Source organism: Streptomyces graminofaciens (assembly GCF_030294945.1).
GTDB classification, from domain to species: domain Bacteria; phylum Actinomycetota; class Actinomycetes; order Streptomycetales; family Streptomycetaceae; genus Streptomyces; species Streptomyces graminofaciens.
Genome location: NZ_AP018448.1, coordinates 3,903,410 through 3,917,480, shown reverse-complemented (window position 1 = coordinate 3,917,480; position 14,071 = coordinate 3,903,410). Strand labels below are relative to the sequence as shown.

General features: G+C 69.7%; 9 protein-coding genes. 3 read left to right on the top strand and 6 right to left on the bottom strand.

Annotated features, from left to right (window positions below; translation table 11 throughout):
- Window positions 1-295: 295 nt before the first annotated feature.
- Together dxs and SGFS_RS16750 are read left to right on the top strand one after the other, a co-directional pair.
- Window positions 296-2,215 carry a 1-deoxy-D-xylulose-5-phosphate synthase gene (gene dxs / locus SGFS_RS16755; RefSeq protein ID WP_286251134.1) on the top strand — a complete coding sequence of 640 codons (1,920 nt, stop codon included), beginning with the start codon at window positions 296-298 and terminating at the stop codon, window positions 2,213-2,215.
- Between the two features lie 181 nt (window positions 2,216-2,396).
- A complete protein-coding gene (locus SGFS_RS16750) occupies window positions 2,397-3,920 on the top strand; it encodes an amino acid permease (protein WP_286251132.1) in 1,524 nt (507 codons plus the stop codon).
- Between the two features lie 75 nt (window positions 3,921-3,995).
- Here the strand turns inward: SGFS_RS16750 and SGFS_RS16745 are convergent, their stop codons facing one another.
- Together SGFS_RS16745 and SGFS_RS16740 are read right to left on the bottom strand one after the other, a co-directional pair.
- Entirely contained in the window at window positions 3,996-4,364 is a 369-nt protein-coding gene (locus tag SGFS_RS16745) for an NYN domain-containing protein (RefSeq protein WP_286251130.1), read from the bottom strand.
- Between the two features lie 23 nt (window positions 4,365-4,387).
- Entirely contained in the window at window positions 4,388-5,506 is a 1,119-nt protein-coding gene (locus SGFS_RS16740; RefSeq protein ID WP_286251128.1) for an LCP family protein, read from the bottom strand.
- Window positions 5,507-5,699: 193 nt separating this feature from the next.
- Between SGFS_RS16740 and galE the strand changes: the two genes are divergently transcribed.
- Window positions 5,700-6,704, top strand: coding sequence for a UDP-glucose 4-epimerase GalE (gene galE, locus SGFS_RS16735; protein WP_286251127.1), 1,005 nt, complete (start codon window positions 5,700-5,702; stop codon window positions 6,702-6,704).
- Window positions 6,705-6,919: 215 nt separating this feature from the next.
- On the opposite strand, the gene SGFS_RS16730 is transcribed toward galE, so the two are convergent.
- The 4 genes from SGFS_RS16730 to SGFS_RS16715 form a co-directional block, all read right to left on the bottom strand.
- Window positions 6,920-9,055, bottom strand: a complete 2,136-nt coding sequence (locus SGFS_RS16730) for a 3-hydroxyacyl-CoA dehydrogenase NAD-binding domain-containing protein (RefSeq protein WP_286251126.1) — start codon at window positions 9,053-9,055, stop codon at window positions 6,920-6,922.
- Window positions 9,052-10,272 carry a thiolase family protein gene (locus tag SGFS_RS16725; protein ID WP_286251125.1) on the bottom strand — a complete coding sequence of 407 codons (1,221 nt, stop codon included), beginning with the start codon at window positions 10,270-10,272 and terminating at the stop codon, window positions 9,052-9,054. Before SGFS_RS16725 ends, SGFS_RS16730 begins: the two co-directional genes overlap by 4 nt.
- 250 nt (window positions 10,273-10,522) lie before the next feature.
- Window positions 10,523-11,545: a LacI family DNA-binding transcriptional regulator gene (locus SGFS_RS16720; protein WP_286251123.1), complete on the bottom strand. Its 1,023-nt coding sequence runs from the start codon at window positions 11,543-11,545 to the stop codon at window positions 10,523-10,525.
- On the bottom strand, window positions 11,542-13,923 hold the full coding sequence (locus tag SGFS_RS16715; protein WP_286251121.1) for a glycoside hydrolase family 2 protein: 2,382 nt from the start codon (window positions 13,921-13,923) through the stop codon (window positions 11,542-11,544). Before SGFS_RS16715 ends, SGFS_RS16720 begins: the two co-directional genes overlap by 4 nt.
- Between the last annotated feature and the right edge of the window lie 148 nt (window positions 13,924-14,071).

Genomic DNA, 14,071 nt, shown 5'->3' with positions numbered 1-14,071 from the left:
GGTGCCGGTTGTCCTCGGCTGGTCGCGCCCGCACTGCGGAGCCGCAAGTCGGCACAGCCCCACGCCCCTTCAGGGCACGTCAGTGCCCTCCGTTTGAACAAGTGCTCGGCGTCGAATCTGGCGTCGGGCACTTCTCTTTTGTCCCGGACGTTTCGTATGGGCACCTCTGTGCAGGATGATCTACGGTCGTTCGCGTGATGCAGGACCCCCCGCCCGGCCGTCGGCGGGAATCGCGGAACATTAGACTTCGACGAGCCAGGCAACGCTCGATCAGCACTATTGCAAGGAGGCACGGGTGCCGCTGCTGACCCGCATCAGGGGACCGCGCGATCTGGACCGGCTCAGCCTGGAGCAGCTGGACGAGTTGGCGGAGGAGATCCGGACCTTCCTCGTCGAGGCGGTGTCCAAGACCGGCGGCCATCTCGGCCCCAACCTCGGCGTGGTCGAGCTCACGATCGCCCTGCACCGCGTCTTCGACTCGCCCAAGGACAAGGTGCTCTGGGACACGGGCCACCAGTCCTATGTCCACAAGCTGCTCACCGGCCGTCAGGACTTCTCCAAGCTCAAGATGAAGGGCGGCCTGTCCGGTTACCCCTCGCAGGCCGAGTCCGAGCACGACGTCATCGAGAACAGCCACGCCTCGACGGTCCTGGGCTGGGCCGACGGCCTCGCGAAAGCCAACCAGGTCCGCGAACGCGACGACCACGTGGTCGCCGTCATCGGTGACGGCGCCCTGACCGGCGGTATGGCCTGGGAGGCGCTCAACAACATCGCCGACGCCAAGGACCGTCCCCTCGTCATCGTCGTCAACGACAACGAGCGGTCGTACGCGCCCACCATCGGCGGCCTCGCCAACCACCTGGCCACCCTGCGGACCACCGACGGCTACGAGCGGTTCCTGGCCCGGGGCAAGGACCTGCTGGAGCGGACCCCCGTCGTCGGCAGGCCGCTGTACGAGACGCTGCACGGCGCGAAGAAGGGGCTGAAGGACTTCATCGCCCCGCAGGGCATGTTCGAGGACCTCGGGCTCAAGTACGTCGGACCGATCGACGGGCACGACATCGAGGCCCTGGAGTCCGCGCTGTCGCGCGCCAAGCGCTTCGGCGGGCCCGTCATCGTGCACTGCCTCACCGAGAAGGGCCGCGGCTACCAGCCCGCCCTCCAGGACGAGGCCGACCGCTTCCACGGCATCGGCCCCATCCACCCCGACACCGGCCTGCCGGTCAAGGCCTCGGGTGCCGACTGGACCTCCGTCTTCGGTGACGAGATGGTCCGGCTCGGCAAGGAGCGCGACGACATCGTGGCGATCACGGCGGCGATGCTGCAGCCGGTCGGTCTGAAGAAGTTCGCGGACGCCTTCCCGGACCGTATCTACGACGTCGGCATCGCCGAGCAGCACGGCGCGGTCTCCGCGGCGGGCCTCGCCACCGGTGGGCTGCACCCCGTGTTCGCCGTCTACGCCACCTTCCTCAACCGCGCCTTCGACCAGGTGCTGATGGATGTCGCCCTGCACAAGTGCGGCGTGACCTTCGTGCTGGACCGGGCCGGTGTCACCGGCACCGACGGCGCCTCCCACAACGGCATGTGGGACATGTCGATCCTCCAGGTCGTCCCCGGCCTGCGGCTGGCCGCCCCGCGCGACGCCGAACAGGTGCGCGCGCAGCTCCGCGAGGCCGTCGAGGTGACGGACGCGCCGACCGTCGTGCGCTTCTCCAAGGGCGCCGTCGGCCCCGCCGTACCGGCCGTGGGGCGCGTCGGCGCCATGGACGTCCTGCGTGCGCCGGGCACCGACACCCCCGATGTGCTCCTCGTCTCCGTCGGCGCCCTCGCGCCGATGTGCCTGGAGATCGCCGACCTCCTCGACAAGCAGGGCATCACCACCACCGTCGTCGACCCGCGCTGGGTCAAGCCCGTCGACGAGGCCATGGCCCCGCTCGCCGAGAAGCACCGCGTGGTCGTCACCGTCGAGGACAACTCCCGGGTCGGCGGCGTCGGCTCGGCGATCGCCCAGGCGCTGCGCGACGCCGGTGTCGACCTCCCGCTGCGTGACTTCGGCATCCCGCCCCGCTTCCTCGACCACGCCTCCCGCGCCGAGGTCATGGCGGAGATCGGTCTGACCGCGCCGGACATCGCCCGCCAGGTCACCGGGCTGGTCGCGAAGCTCGACGGCAAGTACGGCGACGCCGCCGCCGAGGTGGAGCCCGCGCGCGACTGACGTAGCGGAAGCAGGGCCGGAAGGGCCGGTTTCACCATCCTTTACGGTGGGGAAACCGGCCCATTCGCGTGAAACCGCCGCGGCGGGGCAAACGCTCCCACAGTCTCGGCCTCGCTCGACCGGGGGACCCCATCGCCCCCTCTCGATCATGTCGAGGACGACAAGCGTGGGAGGTTCGCCCGTGAGCAGCACACTCTTCAGGACGAAGAAGGTCGAGCAGTCCATCCTCGATACGGAGGAGCCGGAGCACGAACTCAAGAAGTCCTTGTCCGCGCTGGATCTGACCGTCTTCGGCGTCGGTGTCATCATCGGCACCGGCATCTTCGTCCTCACCGGTACGGTCGCCAAGAACAACGCCGGTCCCGCCGTGGCCCTGGCCTTCATCGTGGCCGGCGTCGTCTGCGCGCTCGCCGCGCTCTGCTACGCCGAGTTCGCCTCCACCGTCCCGGTGGCCGGCTCGGCGTACACCTTCTCGTACGCCTCGCTCGGTGAACTGCCCGCCTGGATCATCGGCTGGGACCTGGTCCTGGAGTTCGCGCTGGGCACGGCGGTGGTGGCCGTCGGCTGGTCGGGGTACATCCACTCGCTGATGGACAACGCGGGCTGGGAGCTGCCGGCCTCGCTAGGCGCCCGCGACGGGGCCGACGGTTTCGGCTTCGACATCCTCGCCGCCGGGCTGGTGCTGATCCTCACCGGGATCCTCGTGCTCGGCACGAAGCTCTCCGCGCGGGTCACGGAGATCGTCGTCGCCATCAAGGTGACGGTCGTCCTGACCGTGATCGTCGCGGGCCTCTTCTTCATCGTGGGTGACAACTACGACCCGTTCATCCCGAAGACGCAGGAGGTGCCGGCGGGCGAAGGCCTCCAGTCCCCGCTCATCCAGCTGCTGTTCGGCTGGGCGCCCTCCAACTTCGGCGTGCTGGGCATCTTCACCGCCGCCTCCGTCGTCTTCTTCGCCTTCATCGGCTTCGACGTCGTCGCCACGGCCGCCGAGGAGACCAAGAACCCGCAGCGCGACATGCCCCGGGGCATCCTCGGCTCCCTCATCATCTGCACCACGCTGTACGTGGCGGTGTCGATCGTCGTCACCGGCATGCAGCACTACACGAAGCTGTCGGTGACCGCGCCGCTCGCAGACGCCTTCAAGGCCACCGGGCACCCCTGGTTCGCGGGCTTCATCAGCTTCGGCGCCGCCGTCGGTCTGACGACGGTCTGCATGATCCTGCTCCTCGGCCAGACCCGGGTCTTCTTCGCGATGAGCCGGGACGGGCTGCTGCCCCGCCTCTTCTCCCACGTCCACCCGAGGTTCAAGACCCCGCACCGGCCGACCATCCTGCTCGGCGTGGTCATCGCGATCCTCGCGGGCTTCACCCCGCTCAGCGAACTCGCCGAGCTGGTGAACATCGGCACGCTGTTCGCCTTCATCGTCGTCGCGATCGGGGTGGTCATCCTCCGTCGGACCCGCCCCGACCTGCACCGGGCCTTCCGCACGCCCTGGGTGCCGTTCATCCCGATCCTGTCGGTGCTCGCCTCGCTGTGGCTGATGCTCAACCTGCCCACCGAGACCTGGCTCCGCTTCGTCGGCTGGATGATCGTCGGCTCCCTGGTCTACTTCCTCTACGGCCGCTCGCACAGCCGACTGGGACGCCACGAGGAGACCACGGTCGACGATGTGGCGCACGGGCGGCCGCACCACGCGGAGTAGGCGACGCCGTCTCGCGTGCGGCTCCGGCCCCGGAGGTCCCGCGCAAGGTGCGAAGTCGCCGGTTCGGCCTTGAGTTCAGGACCGACCGTGCACCGTACGCGGGCCCGCGACCTCCGCGCCCAACTCACCGACCCGGCGCCGCAGTTCGCGGTCGGCGGTGACGACGAGGCAGGGGCGGCCCTCCTCGGTGTCGGCGACCAGCTCGACGATGCGGTCGTCGCCGCTGCCGAGGGCCGTGTCGACCCGTACGCCGGGCACGGACTCCAGGCCACGGGCGGCGCCCTCGACGACGAGGACGAGTTCCAGGGGGTCGGAGCGGCCCGGGACGCCGTCCCGCGCGAGCCGGTCCCGCAGACGCTCGGCCGCGCCCAGCCGGTCGCGCCACCAGCCGTCGGGTACGGATCCGATGACGTTGGCGGCGTCGATGATCACGAGTGTCGTCATGGTCCCCATTGTCGCGAGCCGGGTCATGAACCGGACGAAGTCCCGCCCGTCGCCGGGGACTTCTTCGCCGACCCGGGGATCTCGGAGTCCGTGCGGATCGCCTTCCACAGGGTCGTGGCCTGCGGCTCGGCGGCGACGACGCGGTTCGGGTCGGTCTTGTCGTAGGCGACCGGGAGCATGATCGTCTCCATGGTCGACGGGTCGACGCCGTTCATGCTCTGCGCGAAGTCGGCCAGGGCGGTGAGGGAGTCGAGCTCGGAGTCGGTGGTGAGGGCCTCGGTGAGCGAGTCGGCGATCTTGTAGGCCTTGGTGGGGCTGCCGAAGAGGTCCTGCTTCTTGATCTCGGAGAGCAGGGCGATCATGAACTGCTGCTGGAGGCCGATACGGCCGAGGTCGCTGCCGTCGCCGACGCCGTGCCGGGTGCGGACGAAGGCGAGGGACCGGGTGCCGTTCAGCTTGTGGGTGCCGGCCTCCAGGTCGAGGCCGCTGGACTTGTCGTGGATGGACTCGTCGACGGTGACCGTGACGCCGCCTATCGCGTCCACGAGCCCCTTGAAGCCGGCGAAGTCGATCTCGACGAAGTGGTCCATGCGGACCCCGGACATCTGCTCCACGGTCTTCACCACACAGGCCGGACCGGCCAGGGAGTAGACCGAGTTGAACATCACGCGCTTCGCGGAGGGCAGCGTGGAGCCGTCCGACTTGGTGCACTCGGGCCGGGTGACCAGGGTGTCGCGGGGGATGCTCACCGCGACGGCCTCGGTGCGGCCCTCGGGTATGTGCATCACGAGCGCGGTGTCGGAGCGGGCGCCGGAGACCTTGCCCGTGCCGAGGTCGGCGTTGGCGCCGGAGCGCGAGTCGGAGCCCAGGACCAGGATGTTCTGGCCGGACGTGGGCAGCTTCTCCGGGCGGTCGTCGCCGATGGCCTTGTCGAGGTCGACGCCGTGGATGTTGCCGTTGAGGTCGCTGTAGAGCCAGTAGCCGGCGCCACCGGCGGCGAGGACGAGCACCAGCAGGCTCAGCAGGATGACGCGGCCGGTGCGGCGGCGGCCCCCGTCCCGCTCCTTCTTGCGTCTGTGACTGCCCCGGCCCGGCGTCCGTTCGCTGTCGTCGCTGAGCTGTGGTGTCGAGACATGGCTCATCGGTGGCTGAGTCCTCGCATGTCGTGCCCGTGGTCGGGGCGGTGGAGCGGCGTGGGGACTCGGGTGGGGGTGCCGGTCCGGGTGCGGCCGAACTGAACCTGCACTATAGACAGATATTCGGCCACGCTCGGCCGAAATGGGATCTAAATATGACCTATAAGTGAATGTGAAGGAAAGAAAAGGTATGCGCCCCATGACTTGGTTGATCACGGGTGGTGCGGGGTTCATCGGGGCGCATGTCGTCCGCGCGATGCTGGACGCGGGCGAACGGGTCGCGGTGTTCGACGACCTGTCCACCGGCGACCCCGGCCGCGTCCCCGAGGGCGTGCCCTTCGTCAAGGGATCCGTGCTCGACGGCGGGCTGCTCCGCCGCGCCCTGACCGACCTCGGGATCGACGGTGTGGTCCATCTCGCGGCCAAGAAGCAGGTCGCCGAGTCGGTCGAACGGCCGCTGTACTACTACCGCGAGAACGTCCAGGGCCTCGGCACCCTCCTGGAGGCGGCCGCCGACACCGGCGTACGGCACTTCCTGTTCTCCTCCTCGGCCGCCGTCTACGGCATGCCCGACGTGAACCTCGTCACCGAGGACACGCCCTGCGCCCCGATCAACCCCTACGGCGAGACCAAGCTGGCGGGGGAGTGGCTGGTGCGGGCCACCGGCAGGGCGCACGGGATGCGGACCGCCTCGCTGCGCTACTTCAACGTGGCGGGCGCCGCCGACGAACGGCTCGCGGACGCCGGGGTGTTCAACCTGATCCCCATGGTCTTCGAGAAGCTCACCGAGGGCGCCGCGCCCGTGATCTTCGGCGACGACTACGCCACGCCGGACGGCACCTGCGTACGCGACTTCATCCATGTCGAGGACATCGCCTCGGCCCACCTGGCGGCCGCCCGCGCGCTGACGGCACGGGACCCCGGCACCGATCTGACGGTCAATATCGGTCGCGGAGAGGGCGTCTCCGTACGGGAGATGATCGAACTCATCGGGGAAGTGACCGGCTACGGGGCCGAAGCGGCCCCTGTCTCGGTCGCCCGCAGGCCCGGCGACCCGGCCAGGGTCGTCGCCTCCGCCGACCGGATCCGTGCCGAACTCGGCTGGTCCGCCCGGCACGACGTGCGGGCGATGGTGACGTCGGCGTGGGCGGGCTGGTGTGCCCGGCGTCCCGAGGCGCGTCGCACGGCGGAAGGCGTCGACTGACGGCCAGGTCCAGGTCGGCCGCGCGTGGGCAGGCGCCGGGTTTCGCTGCGCGATCCGCAAGCGGCCCGGCGGCCCGGCCGAGAGGACAGACATCCGGGCCGACAAGGCACAGGACGGGCAAGTGCGATCGCCTGCCGTCCAGCAGCCGCTGGTAGCTCGTGCATGAGCAAGGGCCTCCGCCATCAAGGCGGAGGCCCTCAGTCACGTGACTACGGTTACGCGGGCACCGAAGCCAGCCCCGGAGCCAGGAACTTCTTGCCGTTCACGCGCTCGGAGACACCCTCGCGGTCCAGGTACGGCGTGATGCCGCCCAGGTGGAAGGGCCAGCCGGCGCCCGTGATCAGGCAGAGGTCGATGTCCTGCGCCTCGGCGACGACACCCTCGTCGAGCATGAGCCCGATCTCCTGGGCGACGGCGTCGAGAACGCGCGCCCGCACCTGCTCCTCGGACAGGACGACGTCGCCCTGCTTGAGCAGCGCGGCGACCTCGGGGTCCAGCTCCGGCTTGAACCCGTTTTCTGCGGAGTAGACGTAGAAGCCGCGCTTGCCGGCCTTGACGACCGCGGCGAGGTTCGGGGACACGGTGAAGCGGTCCGGGAAGGCCCGGTTGAGGGTCTCCGACACGTGCAGACCGATGGCCGGGCCGACCAGCTCAAGCAGCACCAGCGGCGACATCGGCAGACCCAGCGGCTCGACCGCCTTCTCCGCCACGTCCACCGGCGTGCCCTCGTCGATGACGTTCTGGATCTCACCCATGAAGCGGGTCAGGATGCGGTTCACGACGAACGCCGGCGCGTCCTTGACCAGCACCGCGGTCTTCTTCAGCTTCTTGGCGACACCGAAGGCCGTGGCCAGCGACGCGTCGTCGGTCTGCTCGCCGCGCACGATCTCCAGCAGCGGCAGGATCGCGACCGGGTTGAAGAAGTGGAAGCCGACGACCCGCTCGGGGTTCTTCAGCTTCGACGCCATCTCCGTCACCGACAGCGAGGAGGTGTTGGTGGCGAGGATCGCGTGCGCCGGGGCGACCGCCTCGACCTCCGCGAACACCTGCTGCTTGACGCCGATCTCCTCGAACACGGCCTCGATGATGAAGTCCGCGTCGGAGAAGCCCTCGGCCTTGTCCAGCACACCGGTGACCAGCGCCTTGAGGCGGTTGGCCTTGTCCTGGTTGATCCGGCTCTTGAGCAGCAGCTTGTCGATCTCGGCGTGGACGTAGCCCACACCCTTGTCGACGCGCTCCTGGTCGATGTCGGTCAGCACGACCGGCACCTCCAGGCGGCGCAGGAAGAGCAGCGCGAGCTGGGAGGCCATCAGACCGGCGCCGACGACACCGACCTTGGTGACCGGCCGGGCCAGGTTCTTGTCCGGGGCGCCCGCCGGGCGCTTGCCGCGCTTCTGCACCAGGTTGAAGGCGTAGATACCGGAGCGCAGCTCGCCACCCATGATCAGGTCGGCGAGGGCGACGTCCTCGGCGTCGAAGCCCTGCTGGAGGTCGCCGTTCTTGGCCGCCTCGATGATGTCCAGCGCGCGGTACGCGGCCGGGGCCGCCCCGTGCACCTTGCCGTCCGCGATGAAGCGGCCCTTGGCGACGGCCTGGTCCCAGGCCTCACCTCGGTCGATGACGGGACGCTCGACCGTGACATCACCCTTGAGGACGTTCGCCGTCCAGATCAGCGACTGCTCCAGGAAGTCCGCGCCCTCGAAGATCGCGTCCGCGATGCCGAGGTCGAAGACCTGCTGGCCCTTGAGCTGCTTGTTCTGGTTGAGGCTGTTCTCGATGATCACCGAGACGGCCTTGTCGGCACCGATCAGGTTCGGCAGCAGCGCGCAGCCGCCCCAGCCCGGGACCAGCCCGAGGAAGACCTCGGGGAGGGAGAAGGCCGGGATGGCCTTCGAGACGGTCCGGTACGCGCAGTGCAGACCGACCTCGACACCGCCGCCCATCGCGGCACCGTTGTAGTACGCGAAGGTCGGGACGGCGAGCGCGGAGAGCCGCTTGAAGACCTCGTGGCCGCCCTTGCCGATGGCGAGCGCGTGGTCGTACTCCTTGAGGAGTTCGACACCCTTCAGGTCCGCGCCGACGGCGAAGATGAACGGCTTGCCGGTGACACCGACACCGACGATCTCGCCGGCCGCCGCCTCCTTCTCGACCTGGTCGATGGCGGTGTTCAGGTTCGCCAGCGAAGCAGGGCCGAAGGTGGTCGGCTTGGTGTGGTCGAAGCCGTTGTCCAGCGTGATCAGCGCGAAGCGCCCGGCGCCGTACGGCAGGTCGAGGTGGCGTACGTGCGCGGACGTCACGACCTCGTCGGGGAAGAGCTCGGCCGCGCCCTTCAGGAGTTCGGTGGTGCTCACTTGTCGCCTCCGTCGAAGTGCGGGTTCTCCCAGATGACCGTCGCGCCCATGCCGAAGCCGACGCACATGGTGGTCAGGCCGTAGCGGACGTGCGGCTGCTCCTCGAACTGCCGGGCCAGCTGCGTCATCAGCCGGACGCCGGAGGAGGCCAGCGGGTGGCCGAAGGCGATGGCGCCGCCGTACTGGTTGACGCGCGCGTCGTCGTCGGCGATGCCGTAGTGCTCCAGGAAGGCCAGGACCTGGACGGCGAAGGCCTCGTTGATCTCGAACAGGCCGATGTCGTCGATGGACAGGCCCGCCTGGGCGAGCGCCTTCTCCGTGGCCGGGATCGGGCCGTAGCCCATGACCTCCGGCTCGACACCCGCGAAGGAGTACGCGACGAGGCGCATCTTCACCGGCAGGTTGTTCTCGCGGGCGAAGTCCTCGGAGGCGATGAGCGAGGCGGTCGCGCCGTCGTTCAGACCGGCCGCGTTACCGGCGGTGACCCGCCCGTGGACGCGGAAGGGGGTCTTGAGGCCCGACAGGTTCTCCAGGGTCGTCCCCGGCCGCATCGGCTCGTCCGCGGTGACGAGACCCCAGCCGGTCTCACCACCCTCGGGGTTGGTGCGACGCACCGAGATCGGCACCAGGTCGGCCTGGATCTTGCCGTCGGCGTACGCCTTGGCGGCCTTCTCCTGCGAGCGCACGGCGTACTCGTCGGCGCGCTGCTTGGTGATGGTCGGGTACCGGTCGTGCAGGTTCTCGGCGGTCATGCCCATGAACAGGGCGGACTCGTCGACCAGCTTCTCGCTGACGAACCGCGGGTTCGGGTCCACGCCCTCACCCATGGGGTGGCGGCCCATGTGCTCGACACCACCGGCGATGGCGACGTCGTAGGCACCGAAGGCCACGGAACCGGCGACCGAAGTGACGGCGGTCAGGGCACCGGCGCACATACGGTCGATCGAGTAGCCCGGCACGGACTGCGGGAGACCGGCGAGGATCCCGGCCGTACGGCCGATGGTCAGACCCTGGTCACCGATCTGCGTGGTCGCGGCGATGGCGACCTCGTCGATCTTCGCGGGCTCGAGACCGGGGTTGCGGCGCAGCAGCTCCCGGATCGCCTTCACGACCAGGTCGTCGGCGCGGGTCTCGTGGTAGATGCCCTTCGGGCCCGCCTTGCCGAACGGGGTACGGACGCCGTCGACGAAGACGACGTCCCTGACGGTACGAGGCACGATGGCTCTCCTCCAGAGGTGCGGGACGGCACTGCTGCGAACGCAACCGCTGAGCGGGCGCTCAGTCCCCATGCTACTTGCGAGTAACCGCACTGCACACCCCTGGGCGAGGGAGCGGCGAAGGTCACACGGGCTCAACAGGTTACCGCCGGTTACATGAGCCCATCTTAGAGGCGCGAGGCCGTATCGATACGCGACACCGCCGCGTGGGCGCGACCAGCCCGATCGCACCCGCACCCCCGTACGGCGCTCAAGGGGCAGGCGCGGTGGACCCCCGGGGAACCAGCACAGGCGTGGCCACCGGATGCGAAGCCCCATCCCCCGCGATCACCGCGAACAACGTCCGGGCCACCTCCGCCCCGAACCCGTGCACGTCATGGCTCATCGCAGAGAGCGTCGGCCGGGTGAGCCGACAGAGCTGCGAGTCGTCCCAGGCCAGCAACGACACATCCTCCGGCACCCGCACCCCCATCTCCGTCGCCACCGACATCCCCGCCACCGCCATGATGTCGTTGTCGTACACGATCGCCGTAGGCCGATCGTCCCCCACCCCGGTCAGCAACGACCGCGTCGCCCGAGCCCCCGACTCCCCCGAGAAGTCGGTGGCCACCTGCCAGACCCGGGACAGCCCCAGCGAACCGGCCGCCCCCTCGAACGCCGCCGTACGGAGGGCCGAGTGCCCCAACGAGGCCGCACCCCCCACCCGGGCGATCCGCCGATGCCCCAGCGCCACCAGATACCGCACCGCCTCGGTCACGGCGGTCGCGTCATCCGTCCACACGGACGTGAGCCCCCCGGTCAGCGAGGGATGCCCGACGGCCACGACCGGCATCCCCAGCCGCTCCGCCGCCGCGACCCGCGGATCATCCGCGCGGAAATCGACGAGGATCGACCCACTCACCTGCCGCCCCCGCCACCACGCGTCCTGAAGCCCCACCTCCTCCTCCAGATTCCGCACCAGCCGCAGCAGCAGCGAGCAGGACCGCTCGGTCAGCACGCTCTCCACCCCGGAGATGAACTCCATGTAGAAGGGTTCGAGGCCCAGCAGCTTCGCCGGCCGGCAGATGGCCAGCCCCACCACATCGACCCGCTGACTCGACAGCGACCGGGCCGCCAGATTCGGCGCCCACCCCAGCTCCCGCGCCGCCGCGAAGATCCGGTCCCGGGTCGCGTCGGACAGCCCCGGCCGCTGGTTGAACGCGAGCGACACCGCCCCCTTGGACACCCCGGCGCGCGCGGCGACGTCCTTGATGGTGATGCGAGAAGTCGTCATCGGCCGGGCTCCAGGCAGTGCAAAGCGGATCGGGCGGTGTCCGGATCAGGAGTCTTCCAGCCACTGACCCCGATGGTCACCTGTTCACCGGGCAGCAGTGTGACGAGCCCCCGGTCGGCCCGTGCGTCCGGGTCCAGCCGGTCGGCCTGGAGCAGCAGGTCCCGTACGAGGGTGCGGGCCGTCACAGTCACCCCGCCCGGTGCCACCGAGACGTCGAACTCCGGTTGCGGGTAAGGGATTTCACGGTCCGTCGCAGGGAAGTGCAGGGCCCGCCGCCCGTCCGTGTCGGCGACGAGGAACTCCTTCGGCCCGACGGGTTCCAGCCCCTTCGGCACGCCGACCGGAGCCACCGTCCGCGCTCCGGCGGTGAAGCCCGCGTCCGTCTCGCCGATCACCACCCCGTCGACCGACATCCGACGCAGCCGCACCTCGCCCTTCCATGCCTGCGCCGCTTGATTGACGACAGCCAACACCAGCCTCCGCTCCCGGACTTGAAGCGTCAGCAACCGGTCCGCGTACAGCCGTCGCAACTCGTGGTACAGCGGCTTCTCCCTGCCGTCCCCGTCGATCGCGGCCCAGGAGGTCACCGGCCAGCAGTCGTTGAGCTGCCACACGATCGTGCCCGCGCAGACCGGCCAGTGCGACCGCCAGTGCTCGATGCCGGCGGCGACGGCCCGGGCCTGGTTGACCTGGGTCAGATAGTGCCAGCGGTCGAAGTCCCCGTCCGGCACCACGAAATGACGGGCGAGCCCCCGCTCCAGCTTCCCGTTCCCGTCCTCCGCCTTCTGGTGGTGCAGCATCCCGGGGGAGTCGGCGGCGAGCTCCTCCCCGAGATCGGCCAGCGCCCGCCGCAGCGTCGCGTACGCGGGCGGCGCCTGCCACCCGAACTCGGCGACGAACCGAGGCACTTCACGCCGGTACGCGGCGTAGTCCTCCCGGTTCCACACCTCCCACGAGTGATGCGTGCCGTACGCGGGATCGTTCGGATGACGCTCCCACGACCCCGACCAGGGGCTGCCCGCCGTGTACGGCCGCGTCGGGTCCGACTCGGCCACCACCCGCGGCAGTACGCCCAGGTAGTACCCCTCGCCCCACGACTCCCCGGCGAGCCGCTCCTCCCAGCCCCAGTCCTTGAACCCCCACAGGTTCTCGTTGTTGCCGTTCCACAGCACCAGTGAGGGATGCGGCATCAGCCGCACGACGTTCTCGCGCGCCTCCGCCTCCACCTCGCCCCGCAGCGGCTGCTCCTCCGGATAGGCCGCGCACGCGAACGGGAAGTCCTGCCAGACCAGCAGCCCAAGCTCGTCGCAGAGGTCGTAGAAGTCCTCGCTCTCGTAGATCCCGCCGCCCCAGACCCGGACGAGGTCGACCCCGGCGTCGGCGGCCTGGGTCAGCCGCTCGTGGTACCGCTCCCTGGTGACCCGCGACGGGAAGACGTCGTCGGGGATCCAGTTCACCCCGCGCACGAAGAGCCGTTCGCCGTTCACGACGAAGGTGAAGCCGCTGCCGTGCGCGTCGCGCGAGGTGTCCAGCTCCAGCGCCCGGAAACCGATCCGCCGCCGCCACACATCGAGCGCGTCCACCCCGGCGTACAGCGTCAACTCCACCTCGTACAGCGGTTGTTCGCCGTATCCGCGAGGCCACCACAGCTCGGCCCGGGGCACCTCCAGCCGTACGACCCCGTTCGTGCCGTCGACCTCCGCGACCGCCCGTACGTCGCCGATCCGGGCCTCCAGCCGCAGCCCGGGCTCGACCGCCGCCCGCTCCACGTCGACGAGCAGTTCCACGCAGCCGGTCGTCCCGTCGACCGTCACCAGCGGCCGTACCCGCGCGATCCGGGCCGTGGACCATCTCTCCAGCCGAACAGGCCGCCAGATCCCGGCGGTCACGAGCGTCGGCCCCCAGTCCCAGCCGAACGAGCAGGCCATCTTGCGGATGTACTGGAAGGGTTCCGGATAGGCGTTCGGCCGGTCGCCGAGCCGCTCACGCACCGCCTGGGCCTCGGCGTACGCCGAGGCGAAGCGTACGGAGAGCCGGCCGCTCATCCCGGTGACGTCGAAGCGGTACGAGCGGTGCATGTTCCGTACGGAGCCCAGGAGCCGCCCGTCGAGCAGGATCTCGGCGGCGGTGTCCAGCCCGTCGAAGACCAGGTCGGTCTGGTCGTGCCCGCCGCTCACACCGTCCGCCAGCTCGACCTCGTACGTCCACTCCCGTCGCCCGACCCACGCCACCTCGGTCTCGTTCCGCCCGAGGAAGGGATCGGGGATCACCCCGTGGCGCAGCAGATCGGTGTGCACGCAGCCCGGCACCTCGGCGGGCAGGTCCGTCCCGTCGTACCGGAGGATCCAGCTGTCGGTGAGCGGTGTGGCGTCCAGCATGCGCACTCCTAAACCGGTCCAGTTCATGAAGGGGCACTGTCGCGAAATCTTTCGACCGCCTTGGCCAAATCGGGACTTTACCGGTTCAGTGACGACTGCCAGAGTGCCGAACCAGCCAACCCACTCGTGCTCGTCCGTCCCGAACGGA